At 46.9% G+C, this 25,923-nt stretch carries 21 protein-coding genes; 1 reads left to right on the top strand and 20 read right to left on the bottom strand.

Annotated features, from left to right (window positions below):
- Nucleotides 1-69 precede the first annotated feature (69 nt).
- From citZ to ACTRXI_RS07935, 13 genes are all read right to left on the bottom strand, one after another.
- Nucleotides 70-1,185 carry a citrate synthase gene (gene citZ, locus ACTRXI_RS07995; protein ID WP_474261905.1) on the bottom strand — a complete coding sequence of 372 codons (1,116 nt, stop codon included), beginning with the start codon at nt 1,183-1,185 and terminating at the stop codon, nt 70-72.
- Nucleotides 1,186-1,419: 234 nt separating this feature from the next.
- A complete protein-coding gene (locus ACTRXI_RS07990) occupies nt 1,420-1,893 on the bottom strand; it encodes a DUF441 domain-containing protein (RefSeq protein WP_022793103.1) in 474 nt (157 codons plus the stop codon).
- A gap of 108 nt (nt 1,894-2,001) precedes the next feature.
- A complete protein-coding gene (locus ACTRXI_RS07985; protein ID WP_474261904.1) occupies nt 2,002-2,400 on the bottom strand; it encodes an FxsA family protein in 399 nt (132 codons plus the stop codon).
- 85 nt (nt 2,401-2,485) lie between these two features.
- Nucleotides 2,486-4,240 (bottom strand): pyruvate kinase, encoded by a 1,755-nt coding sequence (gene pyk, locus ACTRXI_RS07980; RefSeq protein ID WP_474261903.1) that lies wholly within the window; start codon nt 4,238-4,240, stop codon nt 2,486-2,488.
- Nucleotides 4,241-4,324: 84 nt separating this feature from the next.
- The gene (pfkA, locus tag ACTRXI_RS07975; RefSeq protein ID WP_474261902.1) at nt 4,325-5,284 is read right to left on the bottom strand and encodes a 6-phosphofructokinase; all 960 of its coding nucleotides are present in this window, start codon (nt 5,282-5,284) and stop codon (nt 4,325-4,327) included.
- A gap of 211 nt (nt 5,285-5,495) precedes the next feature.
- On the bottom strand, nt 5,496-6,458 hold the full coding sequence (locus ACTRXI_RS07970) for an acetyl-CoA carboxylase carboxyltransferase subunit alpha (protein ID WP_022793099.1): 963 nt from the start codon (nt 6,456-6,458) through the stop codon (nt 5,496-5,498).
- Nucleotides 6,459-6,473: 15 nt separating this feature from the next.
- Nucleotides 6,474-7,319 carry an acetyl-CoA carboxylase, carboxyltransferase subunit beta gene (gene accD / locus ACTRXI_RS07965; RefSeq protein ID WP_462865667.1) on the bottom strand — a complete coding sequence of 282 codons (846 nt, stop codon included), beginning with the start codon at nt 7,317-7,319 and terminating at the stop codon, nt 6,474-6,476.
- A gap of 265 nt (nt 7,320-7,584) precedes the next feature.
- Nucleotides 7,585-8,820, bottom strand: coding sequence for an NADP-dependent malic enzyme (gene ystJ / locus ACTRXI_RS07960; protein WP_022793097.1), 1,236 nt, complete (start codon nt 8,818-8,820; stop codon nt 7,585-7,587).
- Nucleotides 8,821-8,934: 114 nt separating this feature from the next.
- Nucleotides 8,935-12,231 (bottom strand): DNA polymerase III subunit alpha, encoded by a 3,297-nt coding sequence (locus tag ACTRXI_RS07955; protein ID WP_474261901.1) that lies wholly within the window; start codon nt 12,229-12,231, stop codon nt 8,935-8,937.
- Nucleotides 12,232-12,272: 41 nt separating this feature from the next.
- A complete protein-coding gene (locus ACTRXI_RS07950; protein ID WP_474261900.1) occupies nt 12,273-13,232 on the bottom strand; it encodes a DHH family phosphoesterase in 960 nt (319 codons plus the stop codon).
- A 17-nt stretch (nt 13,233-13,249) separates the two neighbouring features.
- Entirely contained in the window at nt 13,250-14,560 is a 1,311-nt protein-coding gene (locus tag ACTRXI_RS07945) for a DRTGG domain-containing protein (RefSeq protein WP_474261899.1), read from the bottom strand.
- A gap of 199 nt (nt 14,561-14,759) precedes the next feature.
- Nucleotides 14,760-15,443: a metal-dependent hydrolase gene (locus tag ACTRXI_RS07940; RefSeq protein WP_474261898.1), complete on the bottom strand. Its 684-nt coding sequence runs from the start codon at nt 15,441-15,443 to the stop codon at nt 14,760-14,762.
- Between the two features lie 77 nt (nt 15,444-15,520).
- Nucleotides 15,521-16,279 carry an SDR family oxidoreductase gene (locus tag ACTRXI_RS07935; RefSeq protein ID WP_474261897.1) on the bottom strand — a complete coding sequence of 253 codons (759 nt, stop codon included), beginning with the start codon at nt 16,277-16,279 and terminating at the stop codon, nt 15,521-15,523.
- Between the two features lie 171 nt (nt 16,280-16,450).
- Between ACTRXI_RS07935 and ACTRXI_RS07930 the strand changes: the two genes are divergently transcribed.
- Nucleotides 16,451-16,891, top strand: a complete 441-nt coding sequence (locus ACTRXI_RS07930; protein WP_091614868.1) for a universal stress protein — start codon at nt 16,451-16,453, stop codon at nt 16,889-16,891.
- Between the two features lie 129 nt (nt 16,892-17,020).
- On the opposite strand, the gene argH is transcribed toward ACTRXI_RS07930, so the two are convergent.
- The 7 genes from argH to ACTRXI_RS07895 form a co-directional block, all read right to left on the bottom strand.
- Nucleotides 17,021-18,400 carry an argininosuccinate lyase gene (argH, locus tag ACTRXI_RS07925; RefSeq protein WP_474261896.1) on the bottom strand — a complete coding sequence of 460 codons (1,380 nt, stop codon included), beginning with the start codon at nt 18,398-18,400 and terminating at the stop codon, nt 17,021-17,023.
- Complete coding sequence (locus tag ACTRXI_RS07920) at nt 18,397-19,602, bottom strand: argininosuccinate synthase (RefSeq protein WP_322526553.1); 1,206 nt, start codon at nt 19,600-19,602, stop codon at nt 18,397-18,399. The genes argH and ACTRXI_RS07920 overlap by 4 nt, the downstream gene beginning before the upstream one ends.
- 337 nt (nt 19,603-19,939) lie before the next feature.
- A complete protein-coding gene (locus ACTRXI_RS07915; protein WP_474261895.1) occupies nt 19,940-22,318 on the bottom strand; it encodes a Lon protease family protein in 2,379 nt (792 codons plus the stop codon).
- Between the two features lie 121 nt (nt 22,319-22,439).
- Nucleotides 22,440-23,633 (bottom strand): acetate/propionate family kinase, encoded by a 1,194-nt coding sequence (locus ACTRXI_RS07910; RefSeq protein WP_474261894.1) that lies wholly within the window; start codon nt 23,631-23,633, stop codon nt 22,440-22,442.
- Nucleotides 23,634-23,662: 29 nt separating this feature from the next.
- Nucleotides 23,663-24,661 (bottom strand): class I SAM-dependent methyltransferase, encoded by a 999-nt coding sequence (locus ACTRXI_RS07905; RefSeq protein WP_474261893.1) that lies wholly within the window; start codon nt 24,659-24,661, stop codon nt 23,663-23,665.
- Between the two features lie 165 nt (nt 24,662-24,826).
- Nucleotides 24,827-25,327 (bottom strand): thiol peroxidase, encoded by a 501-nt coding sequence (tpx, locus tag ACTRXI_RS07900; RefSeq protein ID WP_474261892.1) that lies wholly within the window; start codon nt 25,325-25,327, stop codon nt 24,827-24,829.
- A 31-nt stretch (nt 25,328-25,358) separates the two neighbouring features.
- Nucleotides 25,359-25,916 (bottom strand): RDD family protein, encoded by a 558-nt coding sequence (locus tag ACTRXI_RS07895; RefSeq protein ID WP_474261891.1) that lies wholly within the window; start codon nt 25,914-25,916, stop codon nt 25,359-25,361.
- Nucleotides 25,917-25,923 lie beyond the last annotated feature (7 nt).

The raw sequence follows: 25,923 nt of genomic DNA, 5'->3' as shown, positions 1-25,923 counted from the left end.
CATGCCCGGGACGCTGAATAAACGGAAGCAGGAAAACGAAGCACCGTTTTCCACAATTTCAGTTCCAGTTTACCGTTCGTCAAGAGAAACATACGTTTTATTTTCCGGGCCGACATATTCTGCACGCGGACGGATTAAACGATTATTTTCATACTGCTCAAGAATATGAGCGATCCATCCGGACGTACGGCTGACGGCAAAAATCGGTGTAAACAAGTCGTGGTCAATGCCGAGACTGTGATATACAGACGCTGAAAAGAAATCCACGTTCGGCAGAAGACCTTTTTCGTTTTCGATTTTTTCTTCAACTTTCATCGACATGTCATACCATTTTGATTCACCGGTAACTTCTGTCAGCTGACGCGACATCTCGCGCAGGTATTTGGCACGAGGATCGCCATTTTTATATACCCGGTGCCCGAATCCCATAATCTTTTCTTTGTTATCAAGAAGCTTCTGCACATAGCTGTCCACATTTTCCGGGGTTCCGATTTCTGTCAGCATCCCCATTACACGCTCATTGGCGCCGCCGTGAAGCTCGCCTTTTAATGCGCCGATAGCCGCTGTTACTCCAGAATACATATCCGAAAGGGTGGCTACACAAACACGGGCAGTAAATGTAGATGCATTCAGTTCATGGTCAGCGTGCAGAATCATCGCTTTGTTAAACGCTTTAATCGATGTTTCATCTGGTGCTTCTCCGTTTAGCATATACAAAAAGTTTGCAGAAAAGCTCAGTGCAGGATCAGGCTTAATCGGGTCTTTTCCTTTTCGAACTCTTGCAAAACCTGTAACGAGAGATAGAATTTGTGCCTGCAGCCGCACCGCTTTACGCTGGTTTGCTTCTTCGCTCATGTCATCAGCTTCACTGTCGTAAAGGCTCAACTGCGAAACTGCAGTACGAAGAGCAGCCATAGGACGCACTTTATCGACCGGATACTGTTTCATATATTCAAAAATTTCATCCGGTACACTCATATTATCCATGAGCGACTGACGGAAATTATTATATTCTTCTTTGGTTGGAAGCTCCCCGTACCAAAGCAGATAAATAACTTCTTCAAAAGAGGCATTTTCTGTCAGGTCATCAATATGATAGCCCTGGTATCTCAATACATCATCAACAATGGAGCTGACACTGGAAGTAGTAGCTACAACGCCTTCTAAACCACGAGTTGAACTCATTACACAATCTCTCCTTTAATTCAAAAAGTATAGCGTATGTACTGAAGAAGAAAATGCTTACATTTTCCTTTTAATAAAACATACGCTTCGAAAACAGAACGGTTGGTCTGTTTTTGACATAAAAGCCCATTGCACTGCAACTTTTTGGAGGTATAGCGCATTCAATTGTGTATACAATAATGACTTTTCCCCTGTTATGGCAGCCGGAGATACCTCCGGCTGTTATTCAGCCGTCTATCCGCCGAGAGAGGAAAACCACTCCACGGCTCTCATCGCAATATAAGCGATGCCGGCCCCGATAAGAGGCCCGACGGCAATACCGTTAAACAGAGCTACTGCTAAAATGGTGCCAAGCACAAGCGCAGTAGTGATATGCGGATCTGTCTGAAGAAGCTCTACACCACCCTTGGCAATAAGCGCCACCAGTATGCCCGAGGCGAGCGCAATCCATGCATAATAGGAACGAACTGCTTCACCGAGCTGGCGAAAGCCAATGTCCCCAGTAGCAATGGGAACCAGAACCGCAAATGTCAAAATAGTAACAGCAATTTCAATGCCTTTTGCCTGCATAAACGGAAATATTTTATCGCCCAGTCCTGTCCATTTAATAACGATTAAAGCAGCGACAGCTATGATTAATGACTGGTTTTTTGCGAAAATCCCCACCGCAAGCAGTATAAGTAAAAAAACTGAGGCTTGCGATAACAATGCATGGTCATCCTTCCAAATTAAACGCTCCTAATAATCCTACCACATTTGACAATTTCATGTCATGTACGCCCGGAAAGTTTTCAGAAGTTTCAATCGGGAGCAGGCTTACCACCTGCGCCCCATCACTCTTATATTCCCGTTATCCACCATTTTTTTAAACCATTTCTTTAAAACGGCTTTCATTCCTCTTCTCGACCACGGAATTAACAGGCTGAAACCGAGAGCGTCTGTGATAAATCCCGGGGTGAGCAGCAGCGTGCCGCCAACAAGAATACAGACACCATCCAGAACAATATCCCCAGGCATCTCCCCCCGCTGCGTCTGCATCTGCAGCGTACGGAACACCTGCAGGCCTTCCCGTTTCGCAAGCCAGGCCCCAAGCAGCCCGGTCGCAATAATGAGTGCAATTGTCGGCCATATGCCGATCGTGTTGCCGGATAATATTAATACACCTACTTCTGCGGCCGGTACAATAATCAACAGCAATAAAAACCATTTACCCATCTGCCCGCCCCCTTTCATTTAAAAATTTATCCAGATTTCTTCGTCGTTTCAGCATTACCGGGTTATAGTTAGTTCTCAGAATCTCTTACAATACACTCGCATGTCCGCGGTAAATGTCGCCTCTTGAAGCGTCGACTGTAATTTCTTCGCCATCTTCAAACAAGTTTCTGGCTTCTTCAACCCCGACTACTACAGGGATACCCAGATTCAGTCCTACAACAGCAGCATGGGATGTCAAGCCGCCTTCTTCTGTCACCACAGCCAGCGCTTTTTCCACAGCAGGCATCATATCTTTATCCGTTGCCTGAGTGACGAGCACCGCGCCCTCTGTCATTTTGGCATTTGCCTCTTCTGCACTGCCTGCAACCACTACTCGTCCTGATGCAGTGTAACGGCCAATGCCCTGTCCTTTTGCCACTGTTTCTCCGATCACGTGGACCTTCATCAGGTTAGTCGTTCCTGTTTCACCTACAGGTACTCCGGCAGAGATAACTACAAGGTCCCCACGACTGACAAGCTCTTCCGACAGAGCTTTGCTTACGGTGACATCAAGCATTTCATCGGTAGTGCTCGATTTTGTGCCAAGCAGTCCCTGAACGCCCCAGATTAAAGCGAGCCGGCGATAGACACGTTCATTACTTGTAACTGCAATGATCGGTGACTCCGGACGGTATTTTGAAACAATACGTGCAGTATACCCGCTTTCGGTGGCGGTCAGAATCGCTGAGGCATTTAATGCATAAGCCGTATAGGCAACGGACTGCCCGATAGAGTTGGTAATTGAAGGCTTGCTTTCTTTGGTTTTTTCATCAAGCGTATTCCGGTACTGCAGGGAGGATTCTGCTCTAAGCGCGATGTTGCTCATTGTTTCCACGGATTCCACTGGATAGTCCCCGGCTGCTGTTTCCCCGGAAAGCATGATAGCATCTGTACCATCGAAAATGGCATTCGCCACATCACTTGCTTCAGCACGGGTTGGACGCGGGTTGTGCTGCATGGAATCGAGCATCTGAGTAGCTGTGATGACTGGCTTTGCCAGGAAGTTGCAGCGTTTAATCAGACGCTTTTGTACGAGTGGTACTTCTTCTGGCGGAATTTCAACTCCCATATCTCCGCGAGCCACCATCAGGCCGTCAGATACTTCCAGAATTTCCTCGACGTTGTCGATGCCTTCCTGGTTTTCAATTTTCGGCACGATAAACGTGTCTTCAGCTCCGTGTTTTTCCAGGAGCTCCCGGATTTCCAGCACGTCAGAAGCCCTGCGCACAAATGAAGCTGCAATAAAATCTACGTTGTTTCTAATTCCGAATTCGATGTCATCCGCATCTTTTTCTGTGATCCCTGGCAGATTGACCTTCACATTTGGAAGGTTAACGCCTTTTTTATTTTTCAGTTCGCCGTTATTCAGTACTTTCGTATGAACTTCCTTGTCTTCGATACCGGTTACTTCAAGCTCAATCAGTCCATCATCAAGAAGAATTTTTTTGCCGACCTCCATATCATCAGTAAGGCCATCGTGGGTGACAGAGATTTTTTCTTTTGTCCCTACGACTTCTTCTGTGCTGATGATCAGCGGCTGTCCTTTTTCAAGCTGAATAGCGCCGCCTTCCATCGTATGAGTCCGCACTTCCGGACCCTTGGTGTCCAGCAGAATAGCAACGTTTTTTTTCAGGCGGGCAGAAACTTCACGTATGCTGTCAATCCGGGCCTGATGCTCATCAAAGTCCCCGTGGGAAAAGTTGAGTCTCGCTACATTCATGCCGTTTTCAATTAATTTCTCCAGCGTTTCCGGCGCTTCACTTGCCGGTCCTATCGTACATACAATTTTTGTTTTTCGCATGATTTTCCTCCTGTTCTCTCTCTAAAATCCTAGTTCATTGTACCATAGAAACTTTTCATCCGTGACACTGCGTTGACCCCGGAATTAAATCGACAGTTCCTGTGACAATTTATACATGCCGGAGTCTACCTGATGCTTTTGCCTAAGCACCTCCGGAATGGATTTATCAACAATCTCATTTTTTTCAATGCCGACCATCCGTCCTTCTTTACCGTTTAAAAGAAGCTCCACGGCCCTTGCTCCCAGACGGCTTGCGAGCACACGATCAAATCCGGTTGGCGAGCCTCCGCGCTGGATATGGCCGAGCACGGTCACCCTCGTTTCAAGATTCGTCGTTTCCTGAATTTTTTGGCCGAATTCTGTTCCGCTCCCCACGCCTTCAGCGATAATGATGATACTGTGTTTTTTGCCCCTCGCGTGACCACGGCGGAGACGGCTTACTACCTGATCCATGTCATACTCTTCTTCTGGAATAAGAATCGTCTCTGCGCCGTCGGCGAGCCCGGACCAGAGTGCGAGGTCACCGGCATCTCTGCCCATTACTTCAATAACGTATGTACGCTCATGTGAAGTGGCGGTATCACGGATTTTATCAATAGCGTCGATGACTGTGTTCAGCGCCGTATCAAAGCCGATTGTGTAATCCGTTCCCGGAATGTCATTATCGATTGTGCCCGGCACGCCAATCGTCGGATAGCCAAGCTCGGTCAATTTTTCAGCACCGCGGAAGGAACCGTCACCGCCTATGACGACCAATGCTTCAATGCCTCTTGCATTCAGCTGATCCACTGCCTTCTGGCGTCCTTCGGGTGTACGGAACTCTTCACAGCGGGCGGTATACAATTTCGTTCCGCCGCGGTGGATAATATCCCCAACGTCGCCAAGCTCCATTTTTTTGATATCGCCTTCGATCAGCCCGGCATAACCGTACTGAACCCCGTAAACCTCAAGATCGTGATAAATCGCCTTCCGAACAACAGCACGTATGGCTGCATTCATTCCCGGAGAATCTCCTCCACTAGTTAGTACTCCAATCCGTTTCATTCCATAACTCCTTCCCTTTGCATTCCTGTTTATCATTATACCCGTTATAGACCCGATGACACAAAAGTAATTGTATTTAAAAAAACCGCTTTAATCAAAAAGCCGCACTAACAGGGGGCCTCTGTGACAGTCCCCGGTACGGCTTTTTCAATATCAGCTGAACAACAAGGGCCCGTTCGATTTCATAAAAAAAGCGCCACCCGGCGCTTTCCTAAAAATCACTTTCTTCAAACGTACCCATCTGCTTAAATTTTTCATACCTTGATTCTATTAATTCATTCGGCGTTAATACGAGCAGATCCTTCAAAGACTGCTGAAGCGTTTTTCGCAGAATAGCCATCTGTTCTTTCGGATCATGATGGGCCCCTCCCCGGGGTTCCTTCACAATCTCATCAATTACTCCAAATTCCTTCAGATCTCCGGCTGTGATACGCATAGCTTCAGCAGCTTCCCTTGCATATGAAGCATCCTTCCATAGAATAGAGGAAGCCCCTTCTGGAGAAATCGTCGAATACCATGAATTTTCGAACATATGTACATGATTCGCTACTCCAAGCGCTAGACCGCCTCCGCTGCCGCCTTCTCCGATAACAACACTAATTACCGGCACTTTCAGCCCGGCCATTTCCATCAGGTTACGCGCAATAGCTTCACTTTGGCCCCGCTCTTCCGCTGCTTTTCCGGGATAAGCGCCCTTCGTATCAACGAAGCAGATCACCGGCCGGTTGAACTTTTCGGCCTGCTTCATAAGACGAAGCGCTTTGCGGTACCCTTCCGGATGCGGCATACCGAAATTCCGGCGCACATTTTCCTTCGTATCCCGTCCACGCTGATGTCCAATAACAGTTACCGGGCTTCCTTCAAAAAAGGCAATGCCTCCGACAATCGCTTCGTCATCGCCAAAAAGCCGATCGCCGTGCAGTTCAATGAATTGTTCAAACAAACTGTCGATATAATCCAGCGTGGTGGGCCGCTCCGGGTGCCTCGCGATCTGCACCCGCTGCCACGGCTTTAAATTATTATATACTTCTGCTTCGAGCTGCTCCAGCCGCTGTTCCAGTTTTTCTATCTCTCCGCTTAAATCAATGTCCTTCTCATCTGTGAAGCTTTTTAATTCATCGATTTTGTTCCGAAGCTCCATGATTGGTTTTTCAAAAGGAAGATGATTTTCCATTGTCACTTACTCCCTTCACGTATGCATCTGCACGATTGCGGACAAAACATTTTTCATGTCCTGCCTATGCAGTACCTTGTCGAGCTGTCCGTGTTTAAGCAAAAATTCCGCTGTCTGAAAGTCTTCGGGAAGCTCCTGGCGTATTGTCTGTTCAATTATTCTTCTTCCGGCAAAGCCTATCAATGCTTCCGGCTCGGCAAAATTGTAATCTCCGAGAGAGGCAAAGCTTGCGGAAACGCCGCCGGTAGTAGGGTGAGTCATAACTGATACAAATAAAAGCCCTGCTTCATCCATTTTTTTCAGCGCTGCACTCGTCTTGGCCATTTGCATGAGACTGAGAATCCCTTCCTGCATACGGGCTCCGCCTGAAGCTGAAAACAGAATAAAGGGTGCATGGAGGTCAAGCGCCCGTTCGATTGCCCGTGCGATTTTCTCTCCGACTACCGACCCCATGCTCCCCATCCGGAACGCCGGGTCCATGACACCAAGAACCACCGGGGTGCCTCCGATCGTCCCTTCACCTGTGACGACAGCTTCTTTATGACCAGTCTTTTTCTGATCCTTTTCAAGCTTTTCTTTGTATTCCGGAAACTCCAGAGGATCTGCCGAAACCATATGAGGGTTTAATTCCCGGAAGGAATCTGTATCGAGGATCAAATCGATCCGTTCGGAAGGAGTCATCGGCATATGATGACCACAGTGCATACAGACATTGGCATGCTTCATTAATTCCTTCGTATACACAATTGTTTTACATTTAGGGCACTTTGTCATAACGCCTTCATTCATTGTTTTCGGCTGTTCCCGTTCAGCCGGCATTGAAGCATATTTCCGCCTTTTGCTGAATAAATCTTTGATCATCATAAAGACACCTTCTTCATATTTAATGCTTGGCTGCTCCGCAAATAATAAAAACGCAAGCAGACTGCAGCGTCCCGGAATGCAATTCACCGTTCAGCGGGTGTACATAACGCAGCGCTGTTGTTTTATTTGCAGACGTACATCAGGAGCGACCGTTTTGTCAGCGATCGCTCCTGCTATTAGTCTCCCACATAGTCTATCACATACAGGCTCTAATATATAGGAAAAGCCAGACATCTTCAATGGCTAAGAGTATAGGTCTTTACTATTCTTCGATATCAGAAAGAGCTCTTGTTTTTTCCTTGATTTTTTCCGGATCAGCATTTTTTCGCGCCACACCCGTTTCCATCGCTGTTTTCGCTACTGCTGCTGCTACTTCTGGAGCGACTCTCGGGTCAAAAGGATTTGGAATAACATAATCTTCGTTCAGCTCATCTTCGGTAATCAGCTCTGCAATAGCATATACAGCTGCTTTTTTCATGTCCTCGTTAATGTGGGTCGCGTTTACATCAAGGGCACCCCGGAAAATACCCGGAAACGCAAGCACGTTGTTTACCTGGTTCGGAAAATCGGAGCGGCCTGTGCCAATTACTTTCGCTCCGGCTTCCTTGGCATCGTCCGGAGTGATTTCAGGGTCCGGATTAGCCATCGCAAAGATGATAGGGTCATCATTCATGGACTCTACCATTTCCTTCGATAATACTCCCGCCACAGAAACACCAATAAATACATCCGTATTCTGTACAACCTCTTTTAATCCCCCGGAAACATTTTCATTGTTCGTTACTTTTGCGACTTCCGCTTTCATGTCATTCATGCCTTCCGGACGACCTTCGTAAATCGCTCCCTTGGAGTCGCATAAAATTACGTCTTTCACTCCAAAGCGGCGCAGAAGTTTAATAATAGCAATGCCGGCTGAACCTGCCCCGTTAATAACTACGCGGATTTCAGACATATGCTTTTTGTTGAGTTTCAGGGCGTTGATTAACCCGGCTACAGTGACGATTGCTGTGCCGTGCTGATCGTCATGAAAAACAGGAATATTCGTTTCTTTTTTCAGCCGTTCTTCAATGACAAAGCAGTTAGGAGCGGCGATATCTTCAAGATTCACGCCGCCAAAAGTCGGCTGCATTAATTTTACCGTTTCTACAATTTTGTCGACATCATTTGTTTCGAGGCAGATCGGAAAAGCATCCACACCCGCAAAGGATTTAAACAGAACCGCCTTTCCTTCCATAACAGGCAGAGACGCTTCCGGGCCGATATTACCCAGCCCAAGCACGGCAGAGCCGTCGGATACAACCGCTACCATGTTTCCTTTCATTGTATATTCAAATACCTTTTGTTTATCATCAAAAATTTCTTTGCACGGCTCGGCTACACCTGGAGAATAGGCCAGACTTAAATCTCTTCCATTTCTTACTGGTACTTTCGAGACCGTCTCCAGTTTTCCCTGGTTCTGTTTATGAATATGTAGTGCTTCCTCGCGGGTTGTCGGCATGGTGCCACTCTCCTTCAGCATATTTTATATTTTAATTATAACCCTGTGCTTTTAGAAGCACATCAAGTGTTTCATTCATTTTAATTATAAACGTTACCTATTATAACAGAATAATCAGTCAGCGGCATCTTTATTTGGTTTTAAAATAATGGAGTCTTTTGAAACAACCTTTTCAAGTTCGCGCAGGCATGCTTCCCCGGCGTTTGTTTTCAAGCTGTTTCCGAGCTGAATGGTGCGCTCCTGCTGCTCATCATAGACGATGACAGGTACAGCCCCGGGCGACTGCCGCAGTATGTGCTTAATCCGGCTCAGCGCCTGTTCCCCGCTTTCTGCCGGCAGTTTAACAAACAGCGTATTCTCCGACTGTTTTTCAAGCTCCTGCAGGGAAAGACAGTCCTCTGCAATCAGTTTGCTGGTGCGGGCCTGTTTATCGGTGCGCCCCTGAATCAGAAGGATCGATTTTTCTGTCAGCAGTGATTTTACATTCCGGTAGACGTTCGGAAATACGACCACTTCAAGCTCCCCGGAGCCATCATCCATCGTCAGAAAGCACATGGACTGTCCATTTTTCGTTCGCACGGTTTTTACGGTCCGCACGAACCCGCCGGCCCAGCGCAGCTGATTATCCGCTGGAAGCGAGCTTCCAAGGTCCCATAACCGGAAGGCAGCAAAAAGTTCATTGTAGGCATCCAGCGGATGGCCGCTTAAGTAGTATCCGGAGGCTTCTTTTTCCATCTCAAGCTTTTCTTCGCGGGTAAGGGGCTCAGCTTCAATCCAGCGCATTCTCGGGGCCAGCTCTGTGCCAAACTCCTGGAATTCCTGTTCTCCCTCGATCATCCGCAGGGAACGGTCAAGCGAAGCGAGCAGCGTCGACCGTTCAACACCAAATTCATCAAACACGCCAGCCTGAATAAGATACACAAACCCCTGACGGCCAATCGCTCTTGTATCCACGCGGTGAAGAAAATCAAGCCAGTATTCAAAACTTCCACCGCTTTTTCTTTCATTTAAAATCATCTGGATATTGTTTTTACCTGCCTGTTTAATGATATTCAAGCCAAAACGAAGATTTCCTTCCTCAATACGAAACCCATAGCCGCTTTGATTGATTGAAGGCGGAAGCAGCCTAATACCAAGCTCTTTTGCTTCCCGCTGATATTCCAGGAATTTTTCTTCACTTCGCACATGACTTGTCATTAATGAAGAGAAAAACACGGCCGGATAATGGGCTTTAATATAAGCCAGCTGATAGGAAATAACGCTGTAGGCCACTGCGTGGCTTTTATTGAAGCCGTAATTGGCAAACTGTTCAATCCAGCTGAATATTGTTTCTGCTTCCGTTTTCGGCACTCCTGAAGCTGCTGCTTTTTCGAGAAACCGTTTTTCTTCTTTTTTCATTTCAACAGCGTTTTTTTTGCTGATAGCCCTCCGGAAGGAGTCCGCTTCCCCCATTGTATACCCTGCCACTTGCACCGCAATCTGCATAATCTGCTCCTGGTATACGATAATGCCATATGTAGACCCTGCAATATCTTCAATATGTTCAGGGAGCTCAGGCATTTCTTTTATTCCATGCTTGCGCTCTGCATACAACGGGATCTGAGCCATCGGGCCCGGACGATAAAGAGCACTCACTGCGGCAATATCCTCGAAACGGTCGGGCCTGATCTGCTGCAGAGCAGATTTCATCCCTGCCGATTCAAGCTGAAATATTCCGTTAGTTTTCCCCCCGCTCAGCAGTTGATACGTTTTTTCATCATCCATAGGTATGCGTCTTAACTGAAAATTCTTCTCTATCTTTTGAACAGCCTCGGTCATATATTCAAGCAGCGTTAAATTCCGGAGCCCCAGCAGGTCGATTTTCACAAGTCCGAGAGCTTCAAGGTCCTCCATCGGGTACTGCGTTAACAGCAGCGATCCGTTTCTCTCCATTAAGGGAGTGTAGGCTTCCAGCTGTTCGCTGCTTAACACGATGCCAGCGGCGTGAATAGATGTCTGACGCGGCAGCCCTTCCAAAAAGGAAGCCGCCCGAAGGAGGGAGTCAACTTTTGGTTCGTTCTGCTGCCACTGCTGCAGCTGTTTGTCACTGGCAATTTTTCCGGCAATGGAATCGGCGCTTGAAAACATACCAGCCGTCCGGTTAATGAGCCCCTGAGGAATTTCGAGCACCCTTCCCGCATCCCTTATTGCCGCCCGCGCCCCGAACGTATTGAATGTAACGATCTGAGCCACATGGCTGTCCCCGTATTTATTCCTTAAATAATGCAGCACCTCTTCCCGCCGGTGATCCGGAAAGTCAATATCTATGTCCGGAAGCGCCGCACGTTCCGGGTTTAAAAACCGCTCAAAAAGAAGATCGTACTGCAGGGGATCCACATCCGTAATACCGATAAGGTAGGAAACGAGCGACCCCGCTGCCGACCCTCTTCCCGGTCCTACATACATTCCCTGCTTTTTGGCAAAAGCAACAAAATCCTGCACAATTAAAAAATAATCAGCGAAGCCGGCATCGATAATGACATCCAGTTCATGCTTCAAACGCTCTCTCATTTGTTCTGAGACTGCATTATAACGCTTTTGCATTCCTTTTTCTGCAAGTTTTTTTAAATACAGGCCGGCAGACTGCCCGCGCGGAGCTGGAAATACCGGAAGGTGCGTTTCCCCTAATGAAATATCTACGTGGCATTTATCAGCTGCCCGCTTCCAGTTACTGATATGTTCAGCTTCATACATAACGGATGCTTCCTGCTGCCACATTTCGAGCGAGAAAGGTCTCTGTTCTATCACGGTATCTTTCCAGACACTGCCTTTCTTCACTGCATGCAGCAGCTTGTAGGCCCGCTCCTCTTCGGTTGTCTGCATATTGATTAATGGAGACGCTGCCATTGGGAGCCCGAATTGCTCTGCAGCCCTTCTCCATTCTATTTCTTCTCCAGCCCGCGGTGCTTCAAGCCAAAGAACATCAGCCCCGAACCGTCTGCTCCATTTTTCAAAAAACGCATGTAACTCGTCTTTGCGATTCTTAAAGGTACCGGGCTCACTGTTTTCAAGCGGCAGGATAAAAAGACAACCGGCAGACTCTGCCAGTTGTTTCCATGTTACCTTTCTGTCCTGCTGCTTGTCCCCGGCCCACCGCATGAGCTGCCCGTATCCCTGGTTATCCTGCGGCAGCGCAACCACCGGAAATTCTTCGTCCTCTTTAGTGTCTCCCTGGACCCACAATTCAATCCCTGGGAGACCCTTCACCTGGTACTGCCGGCAGAGACGGTAAAAAGCCACTGCCCCGTGCATCGTGTCCCGGTCAGTAACCGCTGCCGCCGGCCAATTGTACTCTTTTGCTTTGCGGACAAGGTTTTCAAGCCGGATAGTACTTTGTAAAATGCTGTATTCCGAATATGCGTGCAGTGACATGCGCCTCCACCTCCCTTCGGCCTGGTCTGTGATGAACGTTCTTACCGCCGCTTCCAATTTCGGCAGATATTTTCAAGCTCCTGTATAATATCTTCCGTTTCTTTCCTGTTCTCTGCTTGCGCTCCTGCAGCCATTGTATGGCCGCCTCCACGGTATTTAACAGCCAGCTGATTGATCACCGGCCCGCGCGAACGAAAACGCACACGGTATGAACCCTGCTCTTCTTCTACAAAAAATACCCATGCAATGACTCCTTCTGTATCAGCAAACGAGTTAATTACCGCTGAAGATTCATTAATGGTTACATTGTATTTTCCGAGCAGCTCCCGGGTTAAGTACATGTAGGCTGCTCCGTCTTCGGTAAGCGTAAAGTTTTGAAGCACTTCTCCGCGCAGGCGCACCAGACTCTCGGGATTTTTATACATTTCGGCATAGATTGCTCCCGGGTCAAAATCAAATGCAAGCAGTTCAGCTGCCATGTGCATCGTGTTCGGCGTGGTGTTACTGAACTGGAAACGTCCGGTATCTCCGATAATCCCAGCATAGCACAGGCGGGCAGTTTCATTTGGGATTGTCCAACCGTAAGACTTTTGGGCATACAGCACCAGCTCAGTAATCATTTCGCAAGTGGAGCTTTTTTTCGTATCTACCCACATCGGCTCGCCGTATGGATCTTCGTTTGGATGATGGTCGATTTTTATAACCGCCGCTCCCTGATCCCAGCCTGCACCGTCGATTCTTGCCATATTGGCAGTGTCACACACGATAACCAGGGTTTCGGCGTCCACTTCAAACGAATGTTCATCCATCGTCGTTAAAAACGAAAGAGAGGGTTCATTTTCACCTGTAGTACCCACCTGCTTGTCTGGAAACTGTTTTCTAATCCATGCCGCCAATCCAGCCTGAGAACCGAGAGCATCCGGATCCGGACGTTCGTGCCGGTAAATCATGATTTTGCTGTATTGTTCTATCGTTTGTATGATTGCCTGAAACATCTGCATTATCTTTCCTCCATTGATCAGCGGTCGAGCAGCTGTACCATCATCATCGCCTTACCGACGATTGCACCTTCGTAGTACAGTTCTACATCCACTTTTCCGTGTTTTCTTCCCACTTCAAGAATTTTTCCGTTCAAATCAATTTTACTTTCAATCTGTACCGGGCGGATAAAGTAAAGTGTTACATTTTCTACAACCATGTCACCCTTTTTGTATTCTCTCAGCAGGCGCCGGCCGGTTTCTGTAACAAGAGACATAATAACTCCATTTGCCACTGTCCCAAGCGCATTAGTCATCTGCGGGGTAACATCGCATTCAAACATAAAGCCTGACCCGGGATGGGCCTCCCGAAAACGGCTTGTCACCGTATCTTCGATGGTTTCCCCAACGTGCGGCTGGCGCTGCACCATCTGCAGTGCTTTTAATACGTCCTGCCGGCTGATGACTCCAAGCAGCTTTTTCGCATCGTCCATCACTGGGAGCAGTTCGATTCCCTCCCACACCATCGTGTGGGCTACCGAAGCTACAGACGTTCGTTCACTCACCGTAATCGGAGACTTCGTCATTACTTTTTCAATAGGGGTCTGCACAGAAGCCCCCAGGACGTCCTTCGCTGCCACCATCCCCTGGATTTTCATGTCTTCACTGATCACCGGGTATCTGCTGTGGCCTGTTTTCTGGTTCATTTCGTGCCATTTTTCCACAGTGTTATCCACTGTCATAAAATAGGTGTCCTGAAGTGGAATTAAAATATCGTTTACTACCACGATTTCCTTTTTAATCAACTGGTCATAGATCGCCCGGTTAATCATGGAGGCTACCGTAAACGTGTCGTACGTCGTTGTAATTACCGGCAGCCCCAGTTCATCCGCCAGAGAAATAACATGTTCATTTGTGTCAAATCCACCGGTGATTAAAACAGCCGCTCCGGCTTCAAGCGCAAGCTTATGCACCTGATAGCGGTTACCGACAATCAGAAGATTCCCGGGCTCCACGTAGCGCATCATCGCTTCGAGCTTCATGGCCCCGATAACGAAACGGTTCAGGGTTTTATGCAGGCCGTTCCTGCCCCCGAGCACCTGACCGTCGATAATATTGACTACTTCAGCATACGTCAAGCGCTCAAAATTTTCTTTTTGCTTTTTTTCGATACGTATCGTGCCGACTCGTTCGATCGTACTGACAATCCCCTGGTTTTCCGCTTCTTTGATCGCCCGGTAAGCTGTCCCTTCACTTACCTCTAAATTCTTTGCAATTCCACGGACCGAAATTTTTTCTCCTACATCCAGGGCAAGTATGTAGTTTAATATTTGTTCATGTTTGGTCGCCATAGGCACAGTACCTTCCTTTTTATTTACGCATTTACCGGGGGCGTTCTGTCTGCGTAAATTTCTAACTGTATTACTTCTGTTATATCATCTGTACTATTACATTATACGGTTCAAGAACCCTCCCTTCAACTGCCTGTCGTCAATTGCATTAAAAAAAACCGCTCAGTCTGTTTTAATGACTGAACGGTTTTTTTAATTGTTACAGTTCGACGGATTCGCCTGCTTTCAGCGCCTTTCCCTTCAACGGTGAAAGCGAGTCCACAAACTGCTGCGGATCCTGTTCTATAGGAGGGAACGTATTATAGTGAACAGGAACGGTGTAATCCGCGTTCACCCATTCCGCGGCGGTTTTGGCATCCCTTGGCCCCATCGTGAAGTTATCACCGATAGGAACGAACAAAAGGTCAATCTTGTTTCTTTCAGCGATAAGCTTAATATCAGAGAACAAGCCGGTATCACCCATGTGATATACTTTTTTGCCATCTGCTTCGAAGATAATTCCTCCTGGCATACCGGTATAAATTATCTTTTGCTCTTCTTCAAGGAAGTAGCCGGAACCGTGAAACGCCTGTGTGAACTGCACGTGACCGAAATCAAACGTATAACCGCCGCCAATGTGCATTGGGTGTGTTTCTACGCCCTGCCAGCCAAGGTACTGTGCAAGCTCAAACGGTGCCACAACAAGCGCGTTATTGCGTTTAGCGATATCCACGGTGTCGCCAACGTGATCAAAGTGCCCGTGAGTCAGCAGAATAGCATCTGCTTTTACTTCGTCCGCATTTAAATCAGTTTGTGGGTTGTCTGTAATAAATGGATCAATCAGGATCGTTTTGCCGTTCGTCTCAATCTTTACTACTGAGTGACCATGATAAGATACTTTCATGTATATCCTCCTCCGCAATCAAAAACTGTTTCCGGGTAACTATACCTTTTACAGAGCTAACTTAAACTGCCTTCCATCTACCTGCGTTTATGAAGCACATCCACACCGCCGGTTACTTCAATTACAGAACCTGTAATCATATCTGCATCGTCATCCGTTAAAAACAAAATAGTTCTAGCAATATCACCGCCGGTTGCCGGCCTTCCTACAGGAATGGAGTCGTCGGTCACCTCTCTGCCTTCATGAATATCTGCTTCCTTAAAATCCCCGGTCACTACACCCGGGCATACCATATTTGCGGTAATGCCATGAGAAGCTTCTTCAATTGATATTGATTTTGTCAGCGAGACCAGGCCGCTTTTCGCTGCAGCGTAGGCTGAACGATAAATCCACCCCGGGGCTGTTGGGGCGTTTTGGAAACCATAGGTGACGAAACGCCCGAACTGCTGATGTCGCATAATAGGTATTGCCTTTCTTGCCAAATGAAAGGCAGCGCTTAAATTACCATCAATCATCCGGTGCCATTCTTCATCAGAGTAATCTGCCAGCTTTTTTTTCTCGAATATGTAGGGGCCGGCGTTATTCACGACAATATCGAGACGGCCAAAGGCTGCATAAGCCTCCTCCACCATCCGCTCAACATCCTGCTTGGACACCATATCTCCCTGAACAAACTGAACACGGCTGCTTTCTTCTTCCCACTGCTTTTTCATCCTGTAATAGGCTTCGTCTTTTTTTCGGTAAGTAATAGTCAATGTATATCCTTTTTCTTTTAAAGCTTCAGAAACTTTTCGGCCGAGGCCTTTGGTGCCTGCTGTAATTAACGCATGCCTCATCGTTATTCACCCGCCTTTATATCATCCATTAGTCATTTAATAGTGAAAATTATTTGAACATTTTTCACTTGTTTCTCCGGCACATCCTTTTACCTACACACAATCGTTTTAAATTAAAAAAATAGGGAAAAATATCTATAGGAAAGAGAAATCCTACGACAGAAGGGGAGGATGGCATTGAGTAGATACGAAGTTATTATTGTTGCCGTCGACGGCTCAGATGAATCCAGAACAGCGTTCAAAAAATCTGTTGAGATCGCACAGGAGCAGCAGGCGAAACTAATCATCTCTCATGTTATTGACACAAGAACATTCGCTACAATGGAACGGTATGACCGTACTATTATTGCACGAGCAGAAGAATATGGCAACGAACTGCTCGAGAACTACACAGCAGAAGCAAAAAATGCAGGAGTCCCTGACGTCGTCTCCTCGTTGGAGTTCGGTTCTCCAAAAACAAAGATCCCGCGTGAGCTGGCCAAAAACTATGAAGCAGATTTAATCATCACCGGGGCTACAGGCCTGAATGCTGTTGAACGTGTGTTTATCGGCAGCGTCTCTGAAGCCATTGCCCGCCACGCAAAATGTGACGTCTTAATTGTACGTAAATAAGAACCGGTAAAGTCCCCCGTATCCTTAAGGATGCGGGGCTTTCTATTGGTGTTGCAGGCGGCAGGCCCTTCCGCGCCCAAAAAAGCCCCGTCCGGAGGGTCACTCTGGACGGGGCAGAAGCAGTGCTTATTACGCTTGGTTTATTATTTTTTTGCCCTGTGCGATTGCAGCACGCACCTGTTCAAAGCCGGTGCCGCCTTCACTGTTTCTGCGGCTCACGACAGTTTCTGGCTTTAAAACATCATAAATGTCTTCTTCAAATGCTTCATTAGCTTCTTTAAATTCCTGCATGGAAAGATCCATAAGATACTTGTTGTTCTGAATGCAGTCGAGTACTAACTTGCCGACAATCTCATGGGCTTCCCGGAACGGAACTCCTTTAACAGCAAGATAATCCGCCAGTTCTGTCGCATTGGAAAAGTCTTTGCTGGTTGTTTCCGCCATTTGTTCCGTATGGACTTCCATTGTTTCCACCATTCCCGCAAAAATGTCCAGAGATCCTTCAAGCGTCCGCACGGTATCAAACAGTCCTTCTTTGTCCTCCTGCATATCTTTGTTATACGCAAGCGGCAGCCCCTTCAAAAGCGTATACAGACCCATCAGGTTACCGTATACTCTCCCGGTTTTCCCACGAATAAGCTCTGCCATGTCCGGATTTTTCTTCTGAGGCATAATACTGCTTCCTGTCGCAAAGGAATCATCGAGCTCAATAAACTGGAATTCCTGGCTTGACCAGAAAATCATTTCTTCGGCCAATCTTGATAAATGCATCATGACCGTAGAGGCCGCACTCATAAATTCCAGGGCAAAATCTCTGTCGCTTACTGCGTCCAGGCTGTTCTGGTAAATATCGTCAAAGCCGAGTTCTTCTGCAGTCTGCCTGCGGTCGATAGGGAACGTGGTACCGGCGAGGGCCCCCGCCCCAAGAGGAGAAATGTTCGTGCGTTTTAAGCTGTCCTCAAAGCGCCCGTAGTCCCGCTCAAGCATCCAGAAATAAGCCATCATGTGATGGCCGAAGGATATAGGCTGGGCCCGCTGCAAATGAGTGTAGCCGGGAATAATGGTCTCCACATGCTCCTCTGCCTGCAGGAGCAGTGCCTGCTGCAGAGCCCGGATGGAATTCATAACGGTGTATGTATGATTTCGCACATACAGATGAACATCTGTGGCCACCTGGTCGTTCCGGCTCCGTCCTGTATGGAGTTTGCCCCCTACCGGACCGATTTCATCAATTAAAAACTTCTCGATATTTAAGTGAATATCTTCATTTTGCACCGAATACTCCAGTTCTCCATTTTTTGCTTTGGTAAGTACCGCTTTCAAGCCGCGGTGGATTTCGGAGGCTTCTTCTTCAGTGATAATTTCCTGATTTTTCAGCATATGTACGTGCGCAATACTTCCCTGGATGTCTTCTTCCACCAGTTTTTGGTCAAAAGGAATGGATGCCCCGAAGGCATCCACCCATTCTTCCGCTTGTTTTGTAAAGCGCCCGCCCCACAGTTTGGTCATACATTAACACCTTTCTTGTTAACTGCACTTTGTACTTTGGTAGGCAGACCCCACAGCTGAATGAATCCGACAGCTGCATTATGATCAAATTCGTCGTGTGTTGAGTAGGTAGCCAGATTTTCATTGTACAAGGAGTAGTCTGATTTTCTTCCTTCAATGATAGCATGGCCTTTAAATAATTTCACCCGTACAATACCTGTCACATTAGTCTGTGTTTCTTTCAAAAACGCTTCAAGAGCCGGCCGTACCTGGGAGAACCACAGTCCTTCATAAATCACTTCACTCAATTTTTTCTCAATAACCGGCTTAAAGTGTGCTACTTCTTTGGAAAGCGTCAGATCTTCAAGCTCTTTGTGCGCCTGAATCAGCGTCATAGCTGCCGGGCACTCGTAAATTTCTCTTGATTTAATTCCAACCATTCTGTTTTCCACGTGATCAATTCTGCCCACACCGTGCTTACCGGCAACGTCGTTTAACTCCAAAATCAAATCCTGCAGTTCATAGGCCTGGCCGTTAAGTGCCACCGGCTTGCCCTGCTTGAATTCAATTTCGACGATATCTGCTTCGTCCGGTGTTTTTTCGAGCGGGTTCGTCAGATCATACGCGCCTTCCGGCGGTGTAGCCCACGGGTCTTCAAGAACACCGCATTCGTTGCTTCTGCCCCAGAGGTTCTGGTCAACAGAATATGGATTATCGAGGTTTACCGGAACAGGAACATCATTTTCTTTCGCATAAGCAATTTCTTCATCTCTCGACCATCCCCACTCCCGGACCGGGGCGAGTACTTCAAGATCCGGATTAAGAGCCTGAATGCTTACTTCAAATCTTACCTGGTCGTTTCCTTTACCCGTGCAGCCATGCGCTACGGCATCAGCATTTGTCTGCTCAGCAATTTCCACAAGCTTCTTTGAAATCAACGGCCGTGACAACGCAGACACGAGCGGATATTTTTGTTCATACATCGTATGTGCCTGAAGGGCCGGAAGTACGAAATCCTCGGCAAATTCTTTCTTTGCATCTACCGTATATGACTGTACCGCCCCTACTTCCAGTGCTTTATTTTTTACAAACTCCAAATCTTTTCCTTCACCTACGTCAAGTCCTACTGCTACCACTTCGTACCCTTGACTGCTCAACCACTTGATTGCTACTGATGTGTCCAACCCGCCTGAATAAGCGAGAACTACTTTTTTGTCTGCCATTCTTATTTCCCTCCAGATTATAATTGAATATTCATACTTGATTAATTATTTTTATACATCGTTTTGAAAAAATTAAAAGGACCAGCGCCTTTGTTTATGATTACTGTATTCAACTTCTTTCATTACTTTAACAAGCCCGCAAAGAATTTGCAACCGGAAAATACAATTTTTTAGTATAAAAATTTATTTTTTTGATATTTTATGCGTTATCTGCCCAATATCATGCATTTCGGTGTATGTGCATGCACGAATCATAATCAGTGTTGAATGTTTCTGCTAAGCAGGCGGAGGCATACACAAATAAGCAGAGACGCCTGCCCGGGCCTCTCTGCTGCATTTATTCCTGATGTTTTTCTACCATTTCCATTAACCGCTGCTGCACATTACCGTAAACAGTATTAGAAGCGTAAAATCCATTTTCTCCTACTTCACCGGCATGTTCACTCATAAGTATTTCCATGCCTTCCTTTACAGTATCCACCGCCCAGATATGGAAATCACCTGCTTCCACGGACCGCCTGATTTCGTTTCGAAGCATCAAATGCTTAATGTTCTGCGTCGGTATAATTACCCCCTGGGTTTTTGTGAGGCCCTGTTTCTTGCATACATAATAAAAGCCTTCAATTTTTTCGTTCACTTCTCCAATCGCCTGCACATCACCAAACTGATTGACCGCCCCGGTTACAGCAATGTCCTGACGGAGCGGTACCTCTGCCAGAGAAGAAAGGAGCGCGTACAGTTCTGTGCTTGAAGCGCTGTCCCCGTCCACTAAATGATAGGATTGTTCGAAGGTGATGCTTGCCGCAAGCGGGAGAGGCCGGTCACTTGCAAATTCCGCCTGCAGATAGCTTGTCAGTGTATGAAGGCCCTTCGTATGAAAGGCTCCGGTAAGCTGCGATTCCCTGTCGATATTAACGATACCGCCGCTGCCGGCATATGTACGCGCCGTGACACGGGTCGGATAACCAAATGAATAATCTCCTGTGTGGGCTACCACCAGCGCATTAATCTGGCCAATTTTTTCTCCGTTCGTTGCAATATTGATTGTTCTGTCTTCAATTGCTTCATGAATGGCTGCTTCCGGCTGAGCCGAACGGTAATTCGTTTCTTTTAAGGCAGCGTGCACATGCTCTTGTTCAATTATGGCTGACTGTTCCTGCGCCGCCCAATAATTCGCTTCAATCAATAGAGATGTCACTTCGTGAAATTTAATGGAAAGCTTACGCTGGTGACCTGCTTCCCTGGTGCTGTAATCAACAAGCCTTGCGACTGCTTCCGATGTCAGAGGACGCAGCCGTTTGTTATCACAAAAGCAGGCCAGAAAAGTCGCGTACTGCCATATATTTTCTTTTGTCCGCTCCATGGTGGTAGTAAAATCCACCTTCACTTTAAAAAGCTTGCGGAAGGTTTCATCTTCTTTTTGCAGCTTCTGGTATAAAGCATTCGTACCGACAAGAAGCACTTTCGCCTGAAAAGGCACGGGCTCGGGCTCAAGGTAAGTACTGGCAAATATATCAGAGTCCTCATAAGGCGTCTCGAGCCGGATATAGCCAAGCCGCATGGCTCTTTTTAATGCTTTCCATGCAAATGGATGCGACATCAGCTCTGCGGCATGAAGGATTAAGAATCCGCCATTCGCCCGGTGAAGAGCGCCGCCTCTGATGTGGGAAAAGTCCACCGGCGAACCTCCATTACGGCCAATTTCTACCTTTCCAAACAGGTTGACGTATGTCGGATGGGACTCATAAATGACAGGCGCCCCCGAATTACCGCTGTTATTCACCAAAATATTAATTTCATACCGGCGGAACGAAAAGTTCGATGCGGCCGGACGCCCTTCCTGGGTTTCTTTTGCCGGGAGGAATTCCTGCCAGTGCTGAATAACGTCCTTTTCCATATCCGAAAGAAAATTATGTAAGTCTTCATTGATATATTCATCTTTTAAAGTCGATATAAAGCCCTGAATGGACGCTTGAACCATCTGCTCGTCGGCTTCCCTGAGCTGGCGTCTTAAAATACGCTTCGCCACCTGCTGTTGTCTCAAAAAGTCGTTCACCTGTCTGGTAATCGCCTGAGATTCCTCCATGATGTAATCCTGCCGGCTTTTTGAAAGTTCATTATAGCTTTCGTCACTATGAGGGTCACCGTCTTCTTTAAGAGGCACCGCCACGATGTCTTCTTCTGTTTTTTCAAGAGCAAACCCCTTTGCCGCGGCTTCCTCTTCAAGCTTTTCCCAATGCTCATTAATCACTTTTTCATGCTTTTCTGCCATAGATACTTTTTTCCGCTCAAAGGACTTACTGCGAAGTGTCGCAGCAATCTCTTCCTGCAGGTCCTCAATCAATTCTTTAATATCTTTAGCAAATGGCTCAGCCATTCCGGCGGGGATGCTCATCACCCTCGGCCGCCGGGGATCCTCAAAAGAATATGTATAAATCCAGTCAGCCGGCACCTGCCTTTTTTCTGCTGCCTGCTTTGCTTTTCTTCGGGCATATGTCGTTTTCCCAAGCCCGCTTGCTCCGGTTAAAAACATATGATAATTTTCATCCTGAATCTCCAAACCCATCTCCATAGCTTTCACTGCACGCTCTTGTCCAATCATTCCCTGAGTTCTATCTGTTAATTCTTTCGTTGTGTGAAAGGAAAACATGCGCGGATCGCAGCGCTCCGCTAATGCTGAGACAGGAAGTTTGCAGCGCATTTCGGCTGTTTGCATAAATCTGTCCCCTTTCAAAGTACTGTTACTCCTTCTTTCCCATTATCCAGAGAATATATGCAGAAATATCATATATTCTGTAAAAAACTCCTGCTTCATCGAAACAGGAGTTGAGTCTGACTTATTGAATCTGGCCGAGCCGGACTGTGTCCCGGGCAATCATTACTTCTTCATCCGTAGGGACCACTGCGACAGCCACACGGGAGTCATCTGTCTGAATAAACGCCTCTCCCGAAGCCTCGCCGTTTTTCTCTTTATCAATTTGAATGCCCATAAATTCAAGGCCTTCCATTACTTTTTCACGGACTAGGGCGCTGTTTTCCCCTACACCGGCAGTGAATATAACTGCATCGACGCCGTTCATACTGGCCGCATAGGTACCAATATATTTATGCATCCGCGTCAAATATATATCAAGCGCTGTCTGGGCTCTTTCATTACCTTCCCCTGCCTGCTGAACGACATCGCGGAAATCACTGGATGCTCCGCTTACGCCAAGCAGGCCGCTCTTTTTATTTAAGGTGTCAATAACTTCTGCAGCTGTCTGACCGGTTTTTTCCATTAAATATGGGATCAGGGCCGGATCAATGTTGCCGGAACGTGTGCCCATCATTACCCCTGCAAGCGGGGTGAAGCCCATCGACGTATCGACAGAAGCGCCGTGGTCCACCGCCGTGATGCTGGCACCGTTGCCGATATGGCAGGAAATGATTTTCAGATCATTCTCCGGCCGATCCATTAACTCTGTCATCCGCTGACTGACATATTTATGGGAGGTTCCGTGAAAGCCGTATTTACGCACACCGTACTTTTCGTAGTACTCATAAGGGACACCGTATAAATACTTTTCTTTTGGGATCGACTGGTGAAACGCTGTGTCAAACACGGCTACAGATGGAACATCCGGGAGAATATCACGAAACGCTTTAATGCCGACAATGTTAGCTGGGTTATGCAGCGGAGCAAGCTCGCTTACATTTTCCAGTTCGCTGAGTACCTGGTCTGTAATCAATACAGAATCAGAGAATGCTTCGCCCCCGTGAACTACCCGGTGGCCTACTCCTTCAATGTCATTAACATCGGTAATGACATTGTACTTTGTTAACGAATCCAACAGGGCTTTTACAGCCTCTTCGTGGTTTTGCAGCGAAGGATATTCTGTTTTCTTTTCTCCCTGTACCTCTACGGTAATAAAAGGAGTCTCCAGACCGATCCGTTCCACGACCCCTTTAGTAATAATTGTTTCTTCAGGCATTTGCAGCAGTTGGAATTTCAGCGAGGAGCTCCCCGCATTAATAGCAATAATGGTAGACATTCGTTCTCCACTCCTAATAATTACTCTCTTTATTTATTGATAAACCCTTCTTGCACAAACCAGTCGTTGATCCGCTTCATCATATCCTGGAGCGCTTCCTGGCGGCTGAATGATGGCAGCTCTGCCAATAGCGCCTGCCCCGGCTGTTTTACATCAGGACTTTTCTTTTGGAGCATCCATATGCTTTTCGATGCTTCTTTGGCCTGAAACATCGTTTCCGGCAGCTGAAGAAGACCGAGCGTATGCGCATGTCTTTTTACATATGCCTGAAGCTCCGCTGCTTTTTCATCTTCAAACAGGTTGTTTGGAATGAGAAGCACCATAAAACCACCCGGTTTCAGCCGGTTCATCATGCCCTCCACAAGCAAATGATGCACATAGGATTGTCCGTCCGTGCTTCCGAGCTGGTACAATTCGGCAATTTGATTTTTCGGATAGTAGCCGACCGGAAGATCGCTCATGACCACATCCGGATCTGCCGCACCGAATTGTTCGATACTGTCCTGATGGAACAGCTGAACAGCATGCTCCTGCAGATTCGCCAGCGTATAGGCAATTTTAATTAACGTTTCGTCAACCTCCGAACCGTACGCCTCGATATTTTTTTCTGACAGCTGGTTTAATACGGCTGATAAAAGATTACCTGTTCCTACAGCCGGATCCGCAATAACAAATTCATTACGGCCATTCATCAGCTTGTCTACTAAATAACCCATGAAAATAGCAACAGCGTCCGGTGTAATAGCGTGATGCTGCTGCACGGACTGCTTCATTCCTTTAATCAGGGCGAGCTGAAACGCTTTGCGAATATCCTCCTGCTCCATCGCTTCAGGCATCTTTTCTTCCAGGCTTTGCTCCAAACGGTCTTTTTCTTCTGCAGATATGCGCTGCACCACCGTCCCCTGAAAGATATCCTCCCCGGCTTCGGCTATCGCTTCCAAATACGTTATACTCAGTTCCTGCTGTATCGTTTTCGTAAGGTCATCCAGCAATTCAAAAAGCTGTTCAACCGGTGTCGTTTCGTCCATGACACGCCCTCCTTCTGCAGCGTAATGCTTCACCACTCTCACTTTACAATACGTCAGTATAGCAGATGTGCTCTTTAAAGAGAAGTAATGAAAACGGAAAAACCCGATTACTTTCCAGCCTTGCACACACAATAAATGACGCCTTTGCAGGCGCCATTTTCTTCATTAGTGTGTATTGTTGGCTGCGTTGATTGCCGCTTCATAATCAGGATGGTTCGTTCCTTCTGAAACAATTTCCTTATAGGAAACCTTTCCTTCGCTGTCTACGACGATCACTGAACGGGCAAGCAGTCTCATTTCATCCATTACCAGACCAAACTGTTTGCCAAAGTCCAGGTCTTTATGGTCGGAAAGTACATGGACATTTTCAATTCCTTCTGCTGCACACCAGCGCCGCTGTGCAAAAGGAAGATCGCAGCTGATAGTCCATACTTCCACATTTTCAAGCGAAGCAGCTTCTTCGTTGAATTTCCGTGTCTGCTGTGAGCAGACACCTGTATCAATAGATGGCACTACACTGATTAGCCTTACTTTGCCTGAGGCATCACTTAGTGATACCGGGCTCATATCATTTGCAAGTACAGTGAAATCGGGAGCGTATTCTCCGGATTCGACTTTGTCTCCCACGAGTGTCACCGGTTTTTCTTTAAACGTTACTGCTGTCATCTTACTCCTCCTTCACTTTTTGTTCCGGGCATCATTTTCTTGTATGAATGACCCTCGTATCCGCAATCATATCATGAATACCAGCCTTTTGTGGTGTAAAGGCTACTACGATATATGCCAGATTTGTAATAACCAGGCTGCGGTAGGCAAACCGTAGAACGATTTCCCTGAAAATGATATCGGACCATTTTAGCTTTTCCCGGTTCACCCGGACTACTCTCAAACCGAAAATCATTTTACCAAGCGTCTGCCCATAAAATTTTGTCATCAGTAAAAAATATCCATAGGTGATCACTGCGTTAAAGACGGCATACAATGTGATGAATCCCCAGATTTCTCCTTGTCCCGTAAAATAGAAAGGAGAGAGAAGGAGCCCGTTTAAGGAAAAAAGTATAATCAGATCAGTAAGGTACGCCCAAAAGCGCATCCAAAACCCTGCGAATAGTTCTTCCTTCGTTTCATTTCTTTCATTGGCATTTTGCTTATCTGCTGAGCCGGACAGAGAGCCAGCATTCTCGTTGTTTCCTTCCGGCACTGTTTGTTCCACTTTCTTAGGGTCTTCCGGATAGCCGCCATTTGTGGTCATCATTATCCCT

It is taken from the genome of Marinococcus sp. LNHM4E3-1 (genome assembly GCF_056034405.1).
Note: the sequence above shows the minus strand (reverse complement) of the source record. Positions and strands in the feature narration are given on the sequence as shown.

Coding starts and splice junctions, on each gene's coding strand:
- citZ (WP_474261905.1), bottom strand. CDS start 1,185: ATGAGTTCAACTCGTGGTTTAGAAGGCGTTGTAGCTACTACTTCCAGT.
- ACTRXI_RS07985 (WP_474261904.1), bottom strand. CDS start 2,400: ATGGGTAAATGGTTTTTATTGCTGTTGATTATTGTACCGGCCGCAGAA.
- pyk (WP_474261903.1), bottom strand. CDS start 4,240: ATGCGAAAAACAAAAATTGTATGTACGATAGGACCGGCAAGTGAAGCG.
- pfkA (WP_474261902.1), bottom strand. CDS start 5,284: ATGAAACGGATTGGAGTACTAACTAGTGGAGGAGATTCTCCGGGAATG.
- ACTRXI_RS07970 (WP_022793099.1), bottom strand. CDS start 6,458: ATGGAAAATCATCTTCCTTTTGAAAAACCAATCATGGAGCTTCGGAAC.
- accD (WP_462865667.1), bottom strand. CDS start 7,319: ATGATCAAAGATTTATTCAGCAAAAGGCGGAAATATGCTTCAATGCCG.
- ystJ (WP_022793097.1), bottom strand. CDS start 8,820: ATGCCGACAACCCGCGAGGAAGCACTACATATTCATAAACAGAACCAG.
- ACTRXI_RS07955 (WP_474261901.1), bottom strand. CDS start 12,231: ATGTCACTGCACGCATATTCGGAATACAGCATTTTACAAAGTACTATC.
- ACTRXI_RS07950 (WP_474261900.1), bottom strand. CDS start 13,232: ATGCAGATGTTTCAGGCAATCATACAAACGATAGAACAATACAGCAAA.
- ACTRXI_RS07945 (WP_474261899.1), bottom strand. CDS start 14,560: ATGGCGACCAAACATGAACAAATATTAAACTACATACTTGCCCTGGAT.
- ACTRXI_RS07940 (WP_474261898.1), bottom strand. CDS start 15,443: ATGAAAGTATCTTATCATGGTCACTCAGTAGTAAAGATTGAGACGAAC.
- ACTRXI_RS07935 (WP_474261897.1), bottom strand. CDS start 16,279: ATGAGGCATGCGTTAATTACAGCAGGCACCAAAGGCCTCGGCCGAAAA.
- ACTRXI_RS07930 (WP_091614868.1), top strand. CDS start 16,451: ATGGCATTGAGTAGATACGAAGTTATTATTGTTGCCGTCGACGGCTCA.
- argH (WP_474261896.1), bottom strand. CDS start 18,400: ATGACCAAACTGTGGGGCGGGCGCTTTACAAAACAAGCGGAAGAATGG.
- ACTRXI_RS07920 (WP_322526553.1), bottom strand. CDS start 19,602: ATGGCAGACAAAAAAGTAGTTCTCGCTTATTCAGGCGGGTTGGACACA.
- ACTRXI_RS07915 (WP_474261895.1), bottom strand. CDS start 22,318: ATGCAAACAGCCGAAATGCGCTGCAAACTTCCTGTCTCAGCATTAGCG.
- ACTRXI_RS07910 (WP_474261894.1), bottom strand. CDS start 23,633: ATGTCTACCATTATTGCTATTAATGCGGGGAGCTCCTCGCTGAAATTC.
- ACTRXI_RS07905 (WP_474261893.1), bottom strand. CDS start 24,661: ATGGACGAAACGACACCGGTTGAACAGCTTTTTGAATTGCTGGATGAC.
- tpx (WP_474261892.1), bottom strand. CDS start 25,327: ATGACAGCAGTAACGTTTAAAGAAAAACCGGTGACACTCGTGGGAGAC.
- ACTRXI_RS07895 (WP_474261891.1), bottom strand. CDS start 25,916: ATGATGACCACAAATGGCGGCTATCCGGAAGACCCTAAGAAAGTGGAA.